20 protein-coding genes, 1 tRNA gene and 2 riboswitches are annotated in these 18218 nt (G+C 43.4%); of the genes, 11 read left to right on the forward strand and 10 right to left on the reverse strand.

Features of this window, described 5'->3' with window-relative positions; all coding sequences use genetic code 11:
• Positions 1 to 39: 39 nt before the first annotated feature.
• From pdxS to ACN6KS_RS00485, 7 genes are all read left to right on the forward strand, one after another.
• Positions 40 to 921, forward strand: a complete 882-nt coding sequence (gene pdxS / locus ACN6KS_RS00455) for a pyridoxal 5'-phosphate synthase lyase subunit PdxS (protein ID WP_042123186.1) — start codon at positions 40 to 42, stop codon at positions 919 to 921.
• 18 nt (positions 922 to 939) lie between these two features.
• Positions 940 to 1536, forward strand: a complete 597-nt coding sequence (gene pdxT / locus ACN6KS_RS00460) for a pyridoxal 5'-phosphate synthase glutaminase subunit PdxT (protein WP_440961106.1) — start codon at positions 940 to 942, stop codon at positions 1534 to 1536.
• Between the two features lie 73 nt (positions 1537 to 1609).
• Positions 1610 to 2896, forward strand: a complete 1287-nt coding sequence (serS, locus tag ACN6KS_RS00465; protein WP_094877834.1) for a serine--tRNA ligase — start codon at positions 1610 to 1612, stop codon at positions 2894 to 2896.
• Positions 2897 to 2963: 67 nt separating this feature from the next.
• A tRNA-Ser gene (locus ACN6KS_RS00470) sits at positions 2964 to 3052 on the forward strand.
• 174 nt (positions 3053 to 3226) lie between these two features.
• On the forward strand, positions 3227 to 3568 hold the full coding sequence (locus ACN6KS_RS00475; RefSeq protein ID WP_094873278.1) for a hypothetical protein: 342 nt from the start codon (positions 3227 to 3229) through the stop codon (positions 3566 to 3568).
• A gap of 12 nt (positions 3569 to 3580) precedes the next feature.
• Entirely contained in the window at positions 3581 to 3733 is a 153-nt protein-coding gene (locus ACN6KS_RS00480) for a small acid-soluble spore protein P (protein ID WP_060623882.1), read from the forward strand.
• A gap of 102 nt (positions 3734 to 3835) precedes the next feature.
• The gene (locus tag ACN6KS_RS00485; protein WP_440961107.1) at positions 3836 to 4927 is read left to right on the forward strand and encodes a hypothetical protein; all 1092 of its coding nucleotides are present in this window, start codon (positions 3836 to 3838) and stop codon (positions 4925 to 4927) included.
• 110 nt (positions 4928 to 5037) lie between these two features.
• Here the strand turns inward: ACN6KS_RS00485 and ACN6KS_RS00490 are convergent, their stop codons facing one another.
• Together ACN6KS_RS00490 and tadA are read right to left on the reverse strand one after the other, a co-directional pair.
• On the reverse strand, positions 5038 to 5607 hold the full coding sequence (locus tag ACN6KS_RS00490) for a GNAT family N-acetyltransferase (RefSeq protein ID WP_094873274.1): 570 nt from the start codon (positions 5605 to 5607) through the stop codon (positions 5038 to 5040).
• A gap of 1 nt (position 5608) precedes the next feature.
• The gene (gene tadA, locus ACN6KS_RS00495; protein ID WP_256989982.1) at positions 5609 to 6094 is read right to left on the reverse strand and encodes a tRNA adenosine(34) deaminase TadA; all 486 of its coding nucleotides are present in this window, start codon (positions 6092 to 6094) and stop codon (positions 5609 to 5611) included.
• A 387-nt stretch (positions 6095 to 6481) separates the two neighbouring features.
• Here tadA and ACN6KS_RS00500 point away from each other — a divergent pair, with 387 nt between their 5' ends.
• Both ACN6KS_RS00500 and rluF read left to right on the forward strand, forming a co-directional pair.
• Positions 6482 to 8809, forward strand: coding sequence for a sensor histidine kinase (locus ACN6KS_RS00500; protein WP_094873271.1), 2328 nt, complete (start codon positions 6482 to 6484; stop codon positions 8807 to 8809).
• On the forward strand, positions 8799 to 9500 hold the full coding sequence (gene rluF, locus ACN6KS_RS00505; protein ID WP_094873285.1) for a 23S rRNA pseudouridine(2604) synthase RluF: 702 nt from the start codon (positions 8799 to 8801) through the stop codon (positions 9498 to 9500). The genes ACN6KS_RS00500 and rluF overlap by 11 nt, the downstream gene beginning before the upstream one ends.
• 101 nt (positions 9501 to 9601) lie before the next feature.
• On the opposite strand, the gene motB is transcribed toward rluF, so the two are convergent.
• Positions 9602 to 10420: a flagellar motor protein MotB gene (motB, locus tag ACN6KS_RS00510; protein ID WP_094873270.1), complete on the reverse strand. Its 819-nt coding sequence runs from the start codon at positions 10418 to 10420 to the stop codon at positions 9602 to 9604.
• Positions 10404 to 11207: a flagellar motor stator protein MotA gene (motA, locus tag ACN6KS_RS00515; protein ID WP_094873268.1), complete on the reverse strand. Its 804-nt coding sequence runs from the start codon at positions 11205 to 11207 to the stop codon at positions 10404 to 10406. The genes motB and motA overlap by 17 nt, the downstream gene beginning before the upstream one ends.
• A gap of 206 nt (positions 11208 to 11413) precedes the next feature.
• On the opposite strand from motA, the gene ACN6KS_RS00520 reads away from it, so the two are divergent.
• On the forward strand, positions 11414 to 11707 hold the full coding sequence (locus tag ACN6KS_RS00520; RefSeq protein WP_042131745.1) for a hypothetical protein: 294 nt from the start codon (positions 11414 to 11416) through the stop codon (positions 11705 to 11707).
• A 228-nt stretch (positions 11708 to 11935) separates the two neighbouring features.
• Complete coding sequence (locus ACN6KS_RS00525) at positions 11936 to 12223, forward strand: 4a-hydroxytetrahydrobiopterin dehydratase (RefSeq protein ID WP_042123209.1); 288 nt, start codon at positions 11936 to 11938, stop codon at positions 12221 to 12223.
• 82 nt (positions 12224 to 12305) lie between these two features.
• Here ACN6KS_RS00525 and ACN6KS_RS00530 read toward each other — a convergent pair whose 3' ends face one another.
• The 6 genes from ACN6KS_RS00530 to ACN6KS_RS00555 all read right to left on the reverse strand — a co-directional run bounded on the left by ACN6KS_RS00530 (position 12306) and on the right by ACN6KS_RS00555 (position 18157).
• Complete coding sequence (locus ACN6KS_RS00530; RefSeq protein WP_094873267.1) at positions 12306 to 12662, reverse strand: c-type cytochrome; 357 nt, start codon at positions 12660 to 12662, stop codon at positions 12306 to 12308.
• A 127-nt stretch (positions 12663 to 12789) separates the two neighbouring features.
• The gene (locus ACN6KS_RS00535) at positions 12790 to 13275 is read right to left on the reverse strand and encodes a GNAT family N-acetyltransferase (protein WP_440961108.1); all 486 of its coding nucleotides are present in this window, start codon (positions 13273 to 13275) and stop codon (positions 12790 to 12792) included.
• A gap of 202 nt (positions 13276 to 13477) precedes the next feature.
• On the reverse strand, positions 13478 to 13969 hold the full coding sequence (locus ACN6KS_RS00540; RefSeq protein ID WP_094873263.1) for a C40 family peptidase: 492 nt from the start codon (positions 13967 to 13969) through the stop codon (positions 13478 to 13480).
• A 5-nt stretch (positions 13970 to 13974) separates the two neighbouring features.
• Positions 13975 to 14116, reverse strand: a riboswitch (cyclic di-AMP (ydaO/yuaA leader).
• 359 nt (positions 14117 to 14475) lie between these two features.
• On the reverse strand, positions 14476 to 14904 hold the full coding sequence (locus ACN6KS_RS00545) for a C40 family peptidase (protein ID WP_042131746.1): 429 nt from the start codon (positions 14902 to 14904) through the stop codon (positions 14476 to 14478).
• A gap of 53 nt (positions 14905 to 14957) precedes the next feature.
• Positions 14958 to 15095, reverse strand: a riboswitch (cyclic di-AMP (ydaO/yuaA leader).
• 213 nt (positions 15096 to 15308) lie between these two features.
• Positions 15309 to 16139: a hypothetical protein gene (locus ACN6KS_RS00550; RefSeq protein WP_143812435.1), complete on the reverse strand. Its 831-nt coding sequence runs from the start codon at positions 16137 to 16139 to the stop codon at positions 15309 to 15311.
• Between the two features lie 11 nt (positions 16140 to 16150).
• Positions 16151 to 18157: a M1 family metallopeptidase gene (locus ACN6KS_RS00555; protein ID WP_440961109.1), complete on the reverse strand. Its 2007-nt coding sequence runs from the start codon at positions 18155 to 18157 to the stop codon at positions 16151 to 16153.
• Positions 18158 to 18218 lie beyond the last annotated feature (61 nt).

Here is an 18218-nt window from a genome sequence, read left to right on the forward strand (position 1 = left end):
ACAAGTTAGATTAAGATAGATCATTCGGGGGGCTAGGACATGGAAACTGGAACATCGCGCGTTAAAAGAGGCATGGCAGAAATGCAAAAAGGCGGCGTCATTATGGACGTCATGAATGCAGAACAAGCAAAAATTGCTGAGGCTGCGGGTGCAGTAGCTGTTATGGCATTGGAACGCGTGCCTTCTGATATTCGCGCAGCTGGCGGTGTAGCACGGATGGCCGATCCTACAATTGTAGAAGAAGTTATCAAAGTGGTAAGTATCCCTGTTATGGCTAAGGCTCGTATTGGCCATTACGTAGAAGCAAAGGTTTTGGAATCCTTGGGTGTTGACTATTTGGATGAAAGTGAAGTTCTTACTCCTGCTGATGAAGTCTTCCATATTAATAAACGTGAGTTCACTGTTCCGTTCGTATGTGGAGCTAAAGACTTGGGTGAAGCCTTGAGACGTATTAATGAAGGTGCATCCATGATCCGTACGAAAGGTGAACCAGGAACAGGCAACATTGTTGAAGCAGTCCGTCATATGCGCTTTATCAATAGTCAAATCCGCAAAGTAACTAATTTGTCCAAGGATGAGCTATATAATGAAGCTAAGAACCTGGGAGTTCCTTACGAGCTACTGCTTGAAGTGCATGAGCTTGGTAAGCTGCCGGTTGTTAACTTTGCTGCTGGCGGTGTAGCAACTCCTGCCGATGCTGCCCTGATGATGCATCTAGGTGCGGATGGTGTGTTTGTAGGCTCAGGTATTTTTAAATCGGACAATCCTGAGAAATTTGCCCGTGCGATCGTTGAAGCCACTACACACTATACGGATTACAAACTGATTGCAGAAGTATCTAAGAACCTTGGCGCACCCATGAAGGGGATTGATATTGCAACTCTGACCCCGGCTGAACGTATGTCGGAGCGTGGCCGTTAATAGAGAGAAGGTTGCCGGATGAAAATAGGAGTGCTGGCGCTTCAAGGCGCAGTTACGGAGCATATTGTTAGTATAGAGAAGACCGGAGCAGTGGGCGTACCTATCAAGCGGGTAGAGCAGCTTGAGGAGGTTGATGGCCTAATTATTCCTGGTGGTGAGAGTACAACGATCGGTAAACTGATGCGAAAATATGGCTTCATCGAAGCCATACGTAATTTCTCCAATCAGGGCAAGCCGATTTTTGGAACATGCGCGGGTATGATTGTTCTGGCCAAACAAATTGCCGGAGGCGAACCAGGGCATTTAGAGCTAATGGATATTACGGTGGCTCGGAATGCATTCGGTCGTCAACGGGAAAGCTTTGAATGTGATCTGGAGGTTAAAGGAATTGATGAGCCGGTTCGTGCTGTGTTTATACGTGCACCGCTTATCAACGAGGTAGGCCCGGGTGTAGATGTGCTTACAGTCTATAAAGATGAGATTGTAACTGCACGGGAGGGTAACCTGCTGGTGTCTTCTTTTCATCCAGAATTGACCGATGATTTCAGACTGCATCAATATTTTGCTGATATGGTAGAGGCTACTAGGCAAATGCAACAACAGAATCGCATATAAGAACATCCTGACTCTTTCAAAGCTGTAAGCAGCAATTTGAAAGAGTTTAGGCTGTTTTCAGGAGGGAAACTTTGTGTTAGACGTAAAAGTATTACGCAGTGATTACGCTCGAGTTGAACAAGCTTTAGAGAAACGGGGTAAATCACTGGATTTAATTGCTGATTTTCCACAACTTGATCTACGCAGACGTGAATTACTGCAAGAAACAGAAGGTCTTAAGAACCGTCGTAATACGGTTTCTGGCGAAGTAGCGAAGAAGAAAAAGAATGGTGAGCCTGCAGATGACCTAATTGCAGAAATGCGTACGGTATCTGACCGCATTAAAGAGCTTGATGACGAAGTGCGTGAATTGGAAGTTCAGATTGCTGAACTTACTATGAGTATTCCGAATATTCCGCATGATTCAGTTCCAGTTGGTAAATCTGAGGATGATAACGTAGAATTGCGTCGCTGGTCGGAGCCAAAAGAATTCGGATTTACTCCGAAATCACATTGGGAGCTTGCGCAGCAGCTCGATATTATTGATTTTGAAGCTGCAGCGAAGGTTACGGGATCACGGTTTGTTTTTTATAAAGGACTGGGAGCACGTTTAGAGCGGGCGCTTATTAACTTTATGATGGATCTGCACAGCGGGGAGCATAACTATGAAGAAATGCTGCCGCCTTACATTGTGAATAAAGACAGCTTGTACGGAACGGGACAACTTCCTAAGTTTGAGGAAGATCTGTTTAAGTTACGTGACACTGAATACTATTTGATTCCGACAGCGGAAGTACCTGTAACCAACTACTATCGCGAAGAGATTTTGACTGCAGCAGATCTACCTAAGTATCATGTAGCATACAGCTCTTGTTTCCGTTCTGAGGCGGGTTCGGCTGGCCGTGATACTCGCGGTCTGATCCGTCAGCATCAATTCAACAAAGTAGAGCTGGTAAAGCTTACTACACCTGAATCCTCTTATGAGGAGTTAGAGAAAATGACAGCAGATGCTGAGCGCGTCCTGCAGCTTCTTGGATTGCCTTATCGCGTACTTGGGCTATGTACAGCTGATATGGGCTTTACATCGGCTAAGACGTATGATTTGGAAGTATGGCTGCCTGAGAGTGGAATGTACCGTGAAATCTCTTCTTGCTCGAATACAGAGGACTTCCAAGCGCGTCGGGCAAATATTCGTTTCCGTAAAGATCCGAAATCTAAACCTGAATTTGTTCATACACTGAACGGATCTGCTTTGGCTGTTGGGCGTACTGTTGCAGCGATTCTTGAGAATTATCAGCAAGAGGATGGCAGTGTTCTGATTCCAGAATGTCTACAACCGTATATGCGCAATGTGAAATCGATCCAACCTAAAAATATTTAAGAAAACAGTTGCTTTTAATCGCACTCTAGGTTACAATTACTAATGCATGTGAAATTTATATGCATTTGGAGAGGTACCGAAGCGGTCATAACGGGGCGGTCTTGAAAACCGTTAGAGTGCAAGCTCACGTGGGTTCGAATCCCACCCTCTCCGCCATTCCTTTATGAAACTATAAGAAATAAGCAGATAGAAGCCGTCTCCTTTGGAGGCGGTTTTTTTGTTGTGCTTGAAATGGTGCAGTTTCAGGCATTGTTTGATGAACCTAGTTCCATTGAGAATAAAAAGATTGATTTCTCCGCAATGTATTAGGGAAGGAGGATGATCATAATTATGGACAGACAATTGGAAGTAGATCAGCATAATCTTGTCTCGGCCTGGCAAGAACGCCTGCCTGCGTTAATGGAGGATGGGGACAGTTTCAATGTACTAGCGGATGAAGGTGATCCGAATAGTCTGCTTATTCATTTTAATGCTGCGGGACGTCAAGGGTACTCACTTGATTTTCGCTGCAGATATGTAGATAGCAGGGAGGTCGCTGTTGATCTGCTTGATGTGGAGCAGAGTGGAATTCATATTGATGAGCACAATGATGCAGTACAGCTATTAGCACAACAGTATTCACGACAAATTCACGAGTGTGCTCAGGCGCTACAGAGTATAACTAATCCTTAGGAGGAATGAACAATGTCAAAGCCGAAAAGTATTCCAGTTCCCGGGGCACAGCCTAACGATGGCGAGCGCAGAAAGGAGCATAATTCTTCTGCACCAGAGCCACTTTCTGGCTCTAAAAAGGTGAAGCAGGCTAATCATGTTGACCATCATAATCCGCAAGGATAATAAATAAAAACAATAACAATTATAAAGAAGTGTTTCTTGATTTTTACAAATAGTTTATCATAAGGGGGGGAGATTTTTTTTACATGGGAGAGGAGAAAAATAATGAACAAAAAATGGGGTTTATCCGCCGCGGCACTGTTGCTTACAGCAGCGGTAATTCTGCCGGGATGTGGAAGTAAACAGGAGGCGCCAAAAGAGGCCTTAAAATCAGCCGCTACAAAAGCGACTGCGATGTCTTCATATGAAATGAAGAGTAAATTCTCGATCAACGATCTAACCATCGAGACCGCTGACGCTGAATCTGCTGCAATGACCACACAGGTACTCAGCATGCTTAAGAACGCTGATATAACTATTGACGGTGTTTACCAGGCTGATCCAATGCAGACAGAGCTAACTATGGTTCTGAATCTTAAGGGAGATATGAGCATGAGCTTCAATGTCCCTATGGTGATGACCACTGAGAAGCTGTATGTTAAGATTCCATCGATTCCGTTCTTTCCGATTCCGGAGACCATCGTCAATAAATTTGTAGAAGTGGATCTAAAGGCGTTGGCAGAGCAAGAGGGTGCTGAGTTAAATCCCAGCTCTCTTGATACACAGAAAATGCAAAAGTTCTCTAATGAAGTAATGGACACTGTATTAGCGGAATATGATGAAGGAAAATATTTTAATGAGCTTAGTCCAAAGGATGCAAATTTACCAGAGGGTGTAGAAGCTAAACAGGTCGTTCAGTTCCAAGTGACGAACGATAATGTTAAAGAAGCAATCACTATCTTCGTGAATAATGCCCTGCCTAAAATCATTGATATTGTGAGCAAGGAAGAGTACAAGGATATGCTGCAAATTAATGATGCGGATCTGGCTAAGGCTAAAGAAGAGATCACATCGAGTGAGACTAGAACTGAATTCGATAAGAGCTTGGCTGATCTTGATAAGTATCTTACGATCAATCAGTTCCATTACAATACGGCGATCAATAAAGACGGATTTGCTGTGTATCAGGATTTATTGATGGACATTAAAGTAAATGATCCGGAAGATGGTACGAACGTAGCCTTCTCTATAAACGGAACAGGTCAATATGACAAGATTAACGAGAAGCCAGTGTTTAAGATTGGCATTCCTCAAGGTGATGATGTAATTACAATGGATCAACTAGAGGAACAATTCGGTAGCTTGGGGACTTATTAATTAAGAAGTTACGAGAGAAAGACCCGCATGCCAGCGTATGATTTACGCCCATGCGGGTCTTTTTTTATTAGAACAATAAGATTATTAATCTTGAACGGGTCAGTAGAAAGTTATTTGTGTTCATCCGGCAGCATATCTTCGGCTAATATTGCGTAGGTTTGATGATCCTGCCAATGGCCGTTTATTTTGAGATACTGGCGGGCGATACCTTCAGGTTTAAATCCGCTCTTCTCCAGCACCCTCCGAGAAGCCTCATTATGCAATAAGACGGCTGCCTGAACCCTATGAAGACCTAAGGCTCGAAAAGCGTAGCCTAGAACTAATCCGACTGCAGCGGTCATGTAACCTTTTGCCTGCATCCGATGATCCATTAGATAGCCTAAATCAGCATACTGTGCTACACCTCTTGAGACATTAGACAGCGTGATTTGACCTATTAATTGTCCATCAAGCAGATAGACACCGAACATATAGGCTCTGTCCTCCAGAGCATCCTCCAGACGCTGATTAATGATCCGTTGTTGACTCTCCAAAGTGTAGAATTGCTCATCGCGTTGTGGTTCAAATGGTTCATGTGTTACCCGATTATTCAAACGCAGCTCCAGTAAGTCCTCTGTATCCTTTAGCTCTAGTGGAGAAATATAGATGCCATGTGAGGTATGATATAAAGTAAGGGTCATTTCAGGTCTCTCCTTTGTCTTCCTTCGATGGTTTTTGACGTAAACGGCGAAAGAATGAGGTTAGTAGGTCTGCACAATCTTCTTGTAAAATCCCCTGAATCACTTCGGTGCGATGGTTAAAACGCGGTTCTTCTAACAGATTCATGAGGGTCCCAGCACATCCAGCCTTAGGATCAGGCGTGCCATACACAGTGAGTGGTACTCTTGATTGTACAATCGCTCCTGCACACATCGGACAAGGCTCTAAAGTAACATACAGCTGGCAATCCAATAGACGCCACGAGTTCATGACATTGCTGGCCTCACGAATGGCAACCATTTCTGCATGAGCTGTAGAATCCATTGTAGTTTCTCTTAAATTGTATCCGCGTCCGATAATTTCACCATGCCGTACAATCACTGCCCCAATGGGAACCTCCCCTAATGCTTCAGCTTTGCGGGCTTCTGCTATCGCCTGCCTCATCCAATGTTCATGAACCGCTCGCATATCATCTAGCGATTCACCTGCTTTAATATTCAAGATCATCTTCCCTTCCTTTATATCCATTGTACAACGAACAAATATTCGTTCTTAACAAAATGTGCATAACTCTGTGGATAACCGCCTACTTATGCACATTTTTGTACACATCGTTTTATAATAAAATGTTTATATGTGCATAAGTTGTGGATGGTTTCTTAGACGCTTCCCATTCTTATTAGGACGCCGAAGGCATTTATATTTGTATATTGTAGAGAAAGACCTTTTAAATTTCAATATTTCTTGAATTGTAACGCTTCATTGAAATGTCTTTTCAAATGTGAGGGCAAAAGGTATGATGTTTATTGTAGGCCCCGCAAGGATTTACCAGTGGATAAGAGGTGAACAAACAGTTTGTCCATAAAGACAAAACTATCTGCTATTATTTTTGGGGCGGTGTTGCTAATTTTAGCACTGAACCTGACATTTAACCTTTATGCCGCCCAAAACAATCTACGGAATGAAAGCATTAATAATATGCAACTAACCGCTATGCAAATGGCCGTTTCTGTAGAACAAAGTAACTATAGCTCTAACTATGTAGAATATCAAATTGCGCATAATTTAAGGATGGCGGCTATCTTTGCCTCCGAGGAGCTGGATCCCGATTATAAGAATATCACGAATGAAGAACTTAAGGTCCTAACTTCCAAGGTGGGCGTGTCTAATATTTCAATTCTGGTAAAGACTGATAACGATATTGTAATAGCAAGGTCTTCGGTGCCTGGTGATATTGGGGTGTCCACAAAGGACTGGGGGTACTGGCACCTGGCCTTTTTGGAGTTGTTCGATAATCAGGAGGTATCCGTGGGTCAGGGGCAGGCCTTGGACCATTTTTGGTCAGGCCCATTTGATTATTCAACCTATAATCTCGATTTCATTGAGAAGTGGGGATATTATCATGATGAAGCAAGTAACTACATCATAAACCCTGTTATCCTCAATAATGCAGCCAGCGACTATGTCAAAATTACCAATCCTGATCAAATTGCAGCGCTGACCAAAGAAGCTAATCCAGGGATCTTAGAACTCACAGGATTTAACCCAGTGACATTTGGTTCGGCGAGTATGAAGGCTGACGGAAGTGACGCATTGAATAAGAATCTTGGTAACCGCCCCATTAAGTATGGTACTTATACTTATGGTAATCTGGAGCGGGATAGAGCGGCGATTCTATTAGCTCAAGAGAAGCAGAAGCCGGTTACACTTGAGATGAAGGTACATGGGGAAAGAGTGCTCAAAAGCTATATTCCTATCGAATCTCCTGGACTGAAGGCTTATGTGATTGGAGTCGTATTGGATTACTCCGTAATTTCATCAGTGGTTCATGAACAATTAATTAATAATCTGACAACATCTCTGTTATTACTTACATTATTCTTGTTATGCAGTTACATACTGTCTGGATTTGTTACTCGTCCGATTCAGGCGATACTTGCCAAAGTGAACGATGTGGCCAAAGGGAAATTCGAGCCTCCACTCAAGGTAACTAGCCGGGATGAGTTAGGGCAATTGGCACTACGAATCAACGCTATGACAGCTCATCTCATGCAGCGCACCAATCGGCTCAAACAGACACTGGAAGAGAACCGAGCAGTTAAGGAACATTTGGAATCCGTCATTAATGGGACCTCTGATGCGATACATACAATCGATATGGACGGCCGAATTACTAGTACGAACAGAGCCTTCGAAGAACTGTATGGATGGAGTGCCAAAGAGGTGCTAGGGAATAAGCCTTACCTTGTGCCTGCGACAGCGCTTAAGCAGGAGGAAGAGCGGCTTGATGCGTTAAAGAGTGGTGCGGCTCTACCACCAATTGAAACCGTAAGACTTAAACGGGATGGAACAATTGTTGAAGTTAGTGTTAGTACCTCAGTGATTCGTGATGAAGACGGGTATCCACATTCCTTTATTCACGTCTCACGTGATATGACGGAACGTAACCGTATGGAAGAACTGCTTAGACGCTCTGAGAAACTGACTACAGTAGGCCAATTAGCCGCTGGAGTTGCACACGAGATCAGAAATCCACTTACAACGCTAAAAGGATTTCTGCAGCTTCAACAAGAAAAGCAGATTTTGGTCCCCCTCCATATTGAACTGATGTTGTCTGAGCTCGAGCGGATTAATCTGATCGTAAGTGAATTTTTGATTTTGGCCAAGCCTCAAGCTGTTCATTTTCAGGAAAAAGATGTACGGGATATCCTTGGGGATGTGGTTTCTCTTTTAGACAGTCAAGCTCATTTGTTTGGGATTCAGTTTAGTACTACGTTCTCTGAATACCCATCTACCGTACATTGTGAAGTGAACCAGCTCAAGCAGGTGTTTATTAACATCGTCAAAAATGCTATTGAAGCCATGCCTGATGGTGGTGTGATTTCAATGGAGTTAAGAAATACCCTGGATTCTGTTTTCATTCTTATTTCAGATCAAGGCGAAGGAATTCCTAAGGATATGCTGCCTAAACTGGGTGAGCCCTTCTTCACCAATAAGGAATCGGGAACAGGCTTAGGGCTAATGATTAGTCAACGTATTATTCAGGCTCATAAGGGTCATTTGGAAATACAAAGTGAAGTGGGTCAAGGGACAACTGTTATGATCAAGCTGCCTGCAGCTGGTACGGATACCTCTTGGCTTAATATTAAGGATGAACGGAGTGAAGGACAACGTGAGAATTAATAAATTCATCAGTGAGACAGGATACTGTTCACGCCGTGAAGCAGATAAGCTGGTGGAAGGTGGTAGAGTTACGATCAACGGACAACCTGCTGTGCTTGGCAGTCAGGCTGTTCCAGGCGATGATGTAAGAATAGATGGTGTTGCACTTGAAACATCAAGCCAGACGGTTTACATTGCGTTAAACAAGCCAGTGGGCATCACTTCAACTACAGAACAGCATATTAAGGGTAATATTGTTGATTTTGTAGGTCATCATGAGCGAATCTTCCCGATTGGGCGGCTCGATAAGGATTCAGAAGGCTTAATTCTGCTTACCAACGATGGGGATATCGTTAATAAGATTTTACGGGCTGAAGGTCGGCATGAAAAAGAGTATGTTGTTACTGTAGACAGACCGATCACGCCATCATTTATTACCGGTATGTCCAGTGGCGTAAAGATATTGGGTGAAAAGACGCTACCTTGTGAGGTTACTCGTATTACAGAGCGTGTATTCCGTATTATTTTGACGGAGGGTAAGAATCGGCAGATCCGCCGTATGTGTAGCGCTTTTGGCTACGAGGTTAGAAAGCTGCAACGCATTCGGATTATGAATATTCGTCTAGGGGCATTACAAACAGGAGAATGGCGTGAGTTGTCTGCTGAAGAGAAGCAAGAACTTGGGGCTACATTGAACTACCAACTTCTATAGCTTAAAAGATCCTAGATTTGAATAAGATTTTGTCAAAAAAGAGCTGCTCCATCGGTCTAAGACCTTGGGGCAGCTCTTTATGCTTTGTGTTAAGGCAACCATTATTCATCAGTAGGAGCTATACCTGAGAACTCTTTGGTTTCTTGATATTTACGAATAATGGATACTTCAACCCGGCGGTTCTTACTTCTTCCAACAGCTGTAGTATTTTCAGAAATCGGGTGGTATTCTCCGTATCCAATCGCACTGAATTTCCGTGGATTCAGGTTCGTATTTGTTAGCAAGATCTTCATGAACTGAAGGGCGCGATCGGCGCTCAGGTCCCAGTTGGAAGAATAGTCGCTATTAGAGATAGGGATATTATCAGTATGCCCTTGCACGACAACATCATAATCCGGGAATTGCTGCAGCATAGTTGAGATGGACTTTGCTAATTGCCGAGAATCATCTTTAACTACAGCCTGTCCGGAAGCGAACAACGCGTTATCGCTTATCGTAATCATAAGCTGAGACTGATTGAGCTTAGTACTGAGAAGATCGGTTAGACCGTTCTTGCTGATATATTGATCAAACTGCTTTTTAAGCTTCTCTAAATCCTCTTGTTCCTTTTGCCGCAGCTTAGCCATTTCTGTTTGTTCGGTTTTCTTGGCTACTGATTTATCCATTTGATCATTTTTTCCTAAATCCTCTTGAGTCTTAGATGGCATTGCCGCCCGCTCTTCAAGAATACCTGTACCGCCATTAAGAGCGGAACTGAAGGCTTGACTCATCTCTTCGAATTTTTTGGCATCCGTTGCACTCATAGAATACATTACGATGAACAAGGCTACCAGAAGGGTCATAAGATCAGAATAAGGCAGTAGCCACGATTCATCGGCGTGTTCTTCATGCTCTTCGTGTCGTCTAGTCTTTTTGCTCACCCGATCCACTCTCCTTCTCAGCATTTAACTTAGCTCGTTCCGAAGGTGTTAGGAAGACAGCAAGCTTCTGATTGATGGCAATAGTGGATACACCGGATTGTATGGACAAAAGACCTTCGACCATCATCATTCGAACTTCAATTTCACGTTTGGAAAGTCGTTTTAGCTTATTGGCAATAGGATGCCATAATACGTAACCTGTAAAGATACCGAGTAGTGTTGCGATGAAGGCAGCCCCGATTGCTGCAGCCAATTTGTTCATATCACTCATATCAGCCAGAGCGGCGATAAGTCCGATAACGGCCCCGAGTACGCCAAGTGTAGGAGCATACATACCTGCTTGTGAGAAAATGAGTGCGCCTGCTTTATGTCTATCCTCTGTGGCGTGGATGTCCTCCATAAGAACATCGCGGACAAAATCCTGATCATTTCCATCAATAATCATCCGCATGCCATTTCTGAGGAAGTTATCTTCTATTTCATCGACTTTCGACTCAAGAGCCAGCAGACCTTCACGCCGTGTAATAGAAGCCCACTCCATGAACATAGTAATTAATTCGGGTTTACTGATTAATTTCTTTTTGACAAAAATCATTTTAAACAGACTTGGAATCTTCTTGACCTCTGAGAACGGAAAGGCCATAAAGATGGAAGCTGCCGTACCCACTAAGATAATAACGTAAGCAGCAGGTGTGGCTAAAGCGTGAAGAGGAGCGTGCTTGAGGATCATACCCCAAATAACTGCAACTAGACCAAAAATTAAACCAAGTATTGTTGAAATTTCCATTATGCACCTCGTCCATGAGATTATAAGATGTGTTCCGACAAAGCCGCGTATATCATCCTTGAAACAGCGGCAAGGCACTCTGTGCGAAACCGAATAACGTATATTCTTATTTATCGACATCATTCCGTTTTTTGTGAAGTCATTTTTTCGGCTATAATGGATAAGGTAAGTAATTATTCATCTGTGGAGAAAACGGAGTGATACATGTGGGTGTAAAGCATGGTAGAGATTACGGTGAAATCCTAACGGATTTGACTGAGGCTGTCGGCAGAATTTCCGATGGGTACTTATTTTTTGAAATGGATCCGGAAGAGTGGCAAGAATTGCCGCAGGAATCCAAGATGGAGGTATGGGAGGCACTGGCTGAGGATCTTTTCTTCGCGCTGGGTAATGAACCTATGATTGAGGTGGGGAGCGGCGTTATCATTTATGATAAGGACACGCACCGCATTAATATTTTAGTCGGAGAAGAGGATTTAGCCTCTGTTGTTTTGATTTAAGAAGAGGGGGCGACGGGGCGTAATTTGCCCGTAGTTAGTAGCCCGTGTTAAAATTGGTGTAGCCGAGTTATAATCGCTGGGATTCTTGAATACATTTAATCGAAAATATTGCCTTTATCCTGGCACATCCCTTGGACCTCAGAAGCTAAGGGATGTTTTGTTTAACGAATAAGACGAGTAATGGGACCTGCGGATTTTACTGCAATTTTTAGTAAGGGAGGAAATGAATTGTTATTTACGGAAGAAGAACTGCGTGAGCAGATCAGCAAGCTGGAAGGTTGGAAGCTGGAAGAGAATACCATGGTGCGAAAATATATGTTCAGCCAATATATGAAGGGTATTGCTTTCGTTGATGAAGTAGCCACCATTTCAGAAGCCTTTGATCACCATCCACATATTACAATTGATTATAAGACAGTGACTTTACGGCTGAAATCAAATGAGGAAGACGGTATTACAGCTCTAGATATTCGAGAGGCACATGAATTTAATGAAGCCTTTGAGAAAAATCGTTAGTGTCACCCAAACTCATAAATAAACGCCCGTGCGCAGATAGTGAACTATCTTCAGGCACGGGCGTTTTTAGTTGCTTTGGTAGTTACTTTTTCTCTGCGAGCCAGAGGGCGACGTTTGCAATCTCCTCAGGGGCTAGCTTTTCTTTAAAGGAAGGCATTTGACCGCGTCCTTTAGTTACAATACTGTAGATTGCTTCAGCATCATGTTGACCGCCTTCATTTTGAAGACTGGGTCCAACTCCACCTTGAAGCTGATCGCCGTGACAGGTAATACAGCTGGCTTTCACGGTTGCTTCCGCCTTTGCCGCATCCAATTGGACTTCCGGCATCGTCGGCTTATTCTGTTCAGCTACCTCTTCTTTACCTGGAAGTGTAAACATAAGTACTACCGCAAAGGCACAGGCGGCAAAAAACAAACCGCTCATGATCCATTTCTGCATCCCAGTTCGTCCCTTCTATGTAAGCTGCTCCCTACATTATAGCTCAAGGTGAAGCGTTATCATAGGGTTTGTGACAAAAAAATGAACGACAATGCCATCAAATCATTGAAAAATATGGAATTTAATATTATTTGTCGTAGACCATGCAATAAAAAGGTTTGTTTCCTGTGGGGGTTAGGCGCTCATACGTATCGGTAATCGTAAATCCACACTTTTGGTAAGTTCGGATCGCTCGCTGGTTCCAGGTCAATACCTCTAGATCAATCTCACGCTCAGGATAACGAATTAAGGCTGCTTGCACGATTGCATCCATGAATGTTTTGCCTAGACCTTGACCGCATAGATCAGGGCGCATGCCAATCCCCAAGCGAACAACACCTTCCATTGGAAACAACTGCGCGAATCCACACAAAATCTCTTGCCCATTTAATATGGAGACATATTGCTCATTACGTAGCTGAGGGTCACCGAACTCGATTCCAAGAGCCTGCATTTGCTCCCATGGCATCCAGCCGTAAATATTATAAGGGGCAGTGTAATCCCAGTTGCAAATCTCTTCCGCGTGACTGGTCTCCATAGGCGCTACATGAAACGTAACAGAGGAATTTATCATAAGGTTAAGGACCTCCTTTCACGGGGGTTACTTTAAAATATAAGAAAGTATACTAATTATATACAAAAATAGGCTTGGTCGACTCAGAAATTTATGAGATTATTGTTTTACAAATTCTGAGAGGGGTAAATACTAAATAAGACAAAAAACAAGCTCTTCCCCAAGAATCAACATCTTGGAAAAGAGCCTATGTACGATTTACTTATTGAACATCATCATTATCTTCTGTCTCAGAAGCAACAGAATGATAAGCATCCGTGCTCATAATGCGTTTAGCGCCGATGTAGCGTTTCACGTAGTAGCTATCACTCAGGGAGCTAATCGTTACACCGCGTGAGGAAGATGCGTGTGCAAACTTGCCTTCACCGACATAAATACCGACATGGGAGACACCCTTGCCACTTGTATTGAAGAATACAAGATCTCCAGATCTTAAATCATCTTGGGAGATAGCAGTACCCATTTGAAACTGGGAACCTGATTGGTGTGGTAGGTTAATACCAATTTTATCAAATACATACATTGTAAATCCGGAGCAATCAAATCCATTTGTGGAGATGCCGCCGGATACGTACTTAGTTCCGATGGTCTTGTCGATCACTTTATCCATTTTGGAATCCGCGAAAGCGCTTCCTGCTCCAATGGTGAAAATAATGGAAAAGCTAAGTACTGCTGCTGCTAGCTTCTTCTTCAAAAGTTTATACCCCTTCCGGATGCCTACGAGGTTAGCTTAAGGGTTCGGTTGAAGGTCCCCTATGACCCCTCTAAAAATGGAGGTCAATTCACCCAAAGTTGGTTCCCCCGTTTTCCTAATAGTCAGGAAACTCGGCTGATACTGTTGATTAGGAATAGCTTGTAATCAATACATGACAAAACCTTTGTAAATAACAACTTAATGATTACAAAAATGTTACTAAAATCTTACTGCAGTTATTGTAACAAACAGAGTGCCGCTTGGCAATCGTTTTTAACATAATCATGCAGAAAAATTCGGTTTTTTAAAGACAAAATGTATATGTAAGCGATAATATTAAACTAATTTTTATATTTATTGAAATTTTTATCAAATAAAAGTGTTTAAAGTCTGTTCTAGAGGTGTAAAGAATATAATGAGGCAAAAGAAAACCTGGATTCGATTAAGTCAATAATCAAACCCAGGTCCTATATAATGTAATTGTGTGGTTTAGTTGTGGCGAAGTATTAATCGTAGGCTACAGCTTGATATGAGGAAGTACTCATTACTCTTTTAGCACCAACGTAGCGATTGGCCCAGTAGGACTGGCTAAGTGAAGTGATGGTTACGCCATATGAAGATGATGATTGTGCGAATTTTCCGTTTCCAACATAAATGCCGACATGGGATACGCCGTTGCCCAATGTGTTAAAGAAAACTAGGTCACCTGAACGCAACTTGCTTTTGGCTACAGGAGTTCCAACATTATATTGAGCTTTTGAAGTACGGGGCAAAGAAAGACCCACCTTCTTGAATACATACGTAGTAAATCCAGAACAGTCAAACCCGGCAGTACTAGTGCCTCCGGTTTTATAGGCAACTCCAATTGTCTTTGAAATAACACTGTCCATCTTAGAATCTGCAAAGGCACTTCCTCCACCAATAGAGAACGCCATCACAAGTCCTAGCGCCGCAGCGACGCATGCTTTTCTTAAATTCTTCAAAAAAATTGTACCCCTTCCAATGCCTGTGAGGTTAGCTTAAGGATTCGGTAGAAGTTTCCCTATGATCCCTGCAAAGCGAGATCAATTCACCCAAAATATGGTTCCCCCACTTCCTGGTGCCAGGAATTCGGCGTTTTATGCACCAGATAGTGACTTATCGACAAAACTACGATAAATACATGAAGTTATGTAGAAATCGTTTCAAATGATTACAAACTTGTTACCAATGGAACAGGACTTATTGTAACAAAGTCTTTATGATTTTGCAAATCGACATAATTTTCTATAACGAGAAAGAGTCCCGGCTCCTGATTGAGGAACCGGGACTCTTATATTATGTGCTGTAAGACCTTGAATTATTGTGGGAATGCTTTACTGTGCCATAGATGATATTGTGCTGAGATTCCCCACATTTTGAAGAGTGTAGAAGGCAGGGGTGAGATTTGACGGATAATCAGCGCCGGTAGGCCAGGGCAGAAGAGACCCGTTAGTCCGCATATTAGCAAAAGGACCAGACCTGCTGCACCAAGTAGGATTGAAATGCCTATTGCTGGAATCAGCGACTTCAAGCAAATGAATAGGGAGGAGAACATCCCCGTGCCGCTGGTATAACCAAACTGCATATATAGAAGGAACAGGCGTACGATAAAGATGTATATAAGCCATGCCAATACGTATGGAATTAGATGAAGTAACAAAGAGTAGTTCAGAAAGGAGGACAAGAATAGCCCGTACATTTTTGGAGCGAGCCAGTATAACGGAAGTAGTGCGAGCACCCATTCGATTAGACTGAAGATAAACACAGGAAATCCATAAAGCTTCATACCGGGAAAAAAGAACAGGCCACGCTCTCCTTTTCGCTCCTGATGGAGTTCATGCAGTAATCCTGACCTTATGAAGGGGGAGAGCAGAAGTCGAAAGACAACAAGTCCTAGGAACATCCATAACCAAGTACGTATCGCAGGATCTGTGTTCAAGCTGAACTGTCCTTCGACATAATAGAGTAGTCTGCCCATTCCGCTGCCTCCAGCGTCTTTATCTGGATAGCGCAGCAGAATAGGAACGATAGCAGACCGGATGAAGCCGTACATAAAGTAGCCCCAGAGCAGTCGGTAGATGAAGAGCAGAATCAGAATATAAAATTGCTCCTTCATGCTTTGCCAGCCGCGGGTTATCGATGTTCTCACAATCATTCACCTCACCAGACAAGAGTTCCGAGCACGGTTTCAACTAGTTTAGTTACACTTAATGTCCAGCGGGAGAGTGTTTTGGGCTCTATTTCCGCCAGTCTGAAGTTGTTCAGATGTTTGCTTTCTAAAAGAACGGTATGCTCAGGATCAACCTCAGCAGAGAGGAGAAGCTTATCGCTTAACAATTGGAATGTAGTCTCTGCCCCTTCACCGCTCCAGACCCGCTCTGTCGCAGAGCCATCGTCGAATGTGAATTTAATGGGAACGTCAACATAATGGCTCCCTTTGTTTGTAATCTTTACTATGGATTCATAGCTCTGAGCATCGCTGTTGCCATTCTTTTTAATCGTAATCGTATCTACTGAGAAATCAGGAGCACCACCACCATAAATATAATCTTCGAAATAAGGCTGCCATGATTTTTTGGTTATCTTCTCAACGACTTTTTGAAAATCAGATGTAGTGGGGTGCTGGAAACGGAATTTACGTGCGTAAGTGGACATGATGCTGTTCATTGCTTTAGTGCCTACTTGGCGTTCAATATCCTTGAGTACTAGCTTTCCGCGAATATACACATTCCGGCTATAGGATTCTGCCCCGGCGTATTTCCATGTCTCTAAATTTAGCGGCTCTGATTTGGTCACCAGGCTGGACTGAAGAGGGAGATTCGTTTTGATGCCATATTCTTGCTCCATGAGTCTGTCTTCAGCATAAGAAGTAAAGCTTTCGTCTAACCAAGCCTCCTCGAATTCATTGCTGGCAACCATACCGTAGAAGTATTGATGGCCAATCTCATGAACGACGGTTCTTTCAAGTGAGGTGTCAGGAGAAGAGTCTGTCGCTCCAAACGCTGTAACGAGTGTTGGATACTCCATTCCTCCAGCTCCATTGCCCTCCTTAGGCGGAACGACAATAGACAGCGTCGAGTAGGGATAAGGACCATACCATTTGCTGAAGTAGGTCAGAGCAGCCTTAGCGGCCTGAAGGTATCGTTCCTTTAAGTCTTTGTGTAATGGATCGAGATACACCTTAATCCGTACACCAGGCACTTCTGGCGTAGAGAAGGCTTCTTCGGCTACTGTAAAATCAGGAGATGCCGCCCAAGCAAAGTCATGGACATCGTCAGCGTAGAACTGATATATTTTTTGATCTTGCTTTAGCTTGGCACTCTTCACAGGAAATCCGGTCGCAGCTACCGTGTAGTCGGAAGGAACCGCGATCGTTACATTAAAGATGCCAAAATCGCTGTAAAACTCAGAGGTGCCGTGATACTGATGCAAATCCCAGCCTTCCTCCTTAACCCCACGTGTGCCTATAGGCTCGTATACACTAAGTTTAGGGAACCATTGCCCAGCCATCACGAAATTGCCTGATGCGCCCATACGGGCAAATATTTTGGGGAGCTGGACCTCGTACCGGAGTTTAAGCGTGACACTTTCTCCACCATTAACCGGCTGTGGGAGATGTACCTTTAGGAGTGTCTTATCGTTGACGTTACCATCATCGGGCTGTACAAATTGCACTCTTTGCATTAGAGAAGTTCCTTCTGTTGTGCGCAAATCGGTTAAAGTCATATTTCCGAAGCCGTTCTCTGGCATGGTGTCACTTCGGAGCGTTCCTCCGGACTCCTTCATAAAGGTAGTATCTGGTGAAGAAAAAGCATTAGGATACATATGAAAATATAGATCACTTACCGGTTTTACACCGGGGTGTGTCCAGGTTACCGTCTCAGAAGCAATTAAGGTTTCTGTATCAGGAACAAGCTGAACATCGATGTGATACTCGACAACTCGTTGACTTAATGCCTCTTCTGCTGGAACGGGGGCGCTATCAGGCAGTGTCTGCTGTGGTGCAGCTGCAGGAGCTGTGCCGCTTGAGGACTTGGCCTCTTTTGAAACAAAGCTAGTAACAGAAGATGTAGAGTTATCCCCCGAATTGACCCATATGCCTCCTAAAAGCACGAGGGTGGCCAGGGTCGCAAAGATGATGATGTACCTTAATGACAGTGACTTCATAGTGTGATTCCTCCCGTGACAAGCATCTACGGGATGTATATGTTTGCAATCGCCGCATTAT

Origin of the sequence: Paenibacillus nitricinens (assembly GCF_052056485.1) — a bacterium.
Taxonomy (GTDB): domain Bacteria; phylum Bacillota; class Bacilli; order Paenibacillales; family Paenibacillaceae; genus Paenibacillus_AQ; species Paenibacillus_AQ nitricinens.

Coding starts and splice junctions, on each gene's coding strand:
- pdxS (WP_042123186.1), top strand. CDS start 40: ATGGAAACTGGAACATCGCGCGTTAAAAGAGGCATGGCAGAAATGCAA.
- pdxT (WP_440961106.1), top strand. CDS start 940: ATGAAAATAGGAGTGCTGGCGCTTCAAGGCGCAGTTACGGAGCATATT.
- ACN6KS_RS00475 (WP_094873278.1), top strand. CDS start 3,227: ATGGACAGACAATTGGAAGTAGATCAGCATAATCTTGTCTCGGCCTGG.
- ACN6KS_RS00480 (WP_060623882.1), top strand. CDS start 3,581: ATGTCAAAGCCGAAAAGTATTCCAGTTCCCGGGGCACAGCCTAACGAT.
- ACN6KS_RS00485 (WP_440961107.1), top strand. CDS start 3,836: ATGAACAAAAAATGGGGTTTATCCGCCGCGGCACTGTTGCTTACAGCA.
- ACN6KS_RS00490 (WP_094873274.1), bottom strand. CDS start 5,607: ATGACCCTTACTTTATATCATACCTCACATGGCATCTATATTTCTCCA.
- tadA (WP_256989982.1), bottom strand. CDS start 6,094: ATGCGAGCGGTTCATGAACATTGGATGAGGCAGGCGATAGCAGAAGCC.
- motA (WP_094873268.1), bottom strand. CDS start 11,207: ATGGAAATTTCAACAATACTTGGTTTAATTTTTGGTCTAGTTGCAGTT.
- ACN6KS_RS00530 (WP_094873267.1), bottom strand. CDS start 12,662: ATGCAGAAATGGATCATGAGCGGTTTGTTTTTTGCCGCCTGTGCCTTT.
- ACN6KS_RS00535 (WP_440961108.1), bottom strand. CDS start 13,275: ATGATAAATTCCTCTGTTACGTTTCATGTAGCGCCTATGGAGACCAGT.
- ACN6KS_RS00545 (WP_042131746.1), bottom strand. CDS start 14,904: ATGGCGTTCTCTATTGGTGGAGGAAGTGCCTTTGCAGATTCTAAGATG.
- ACN6KS_RS00555 (WP_440961109.1), bottom strand. CDS start 18,157: ATGAAGTCACTGTCATTAAGGTACATCATCATCTTTGCGACCCTGGCC.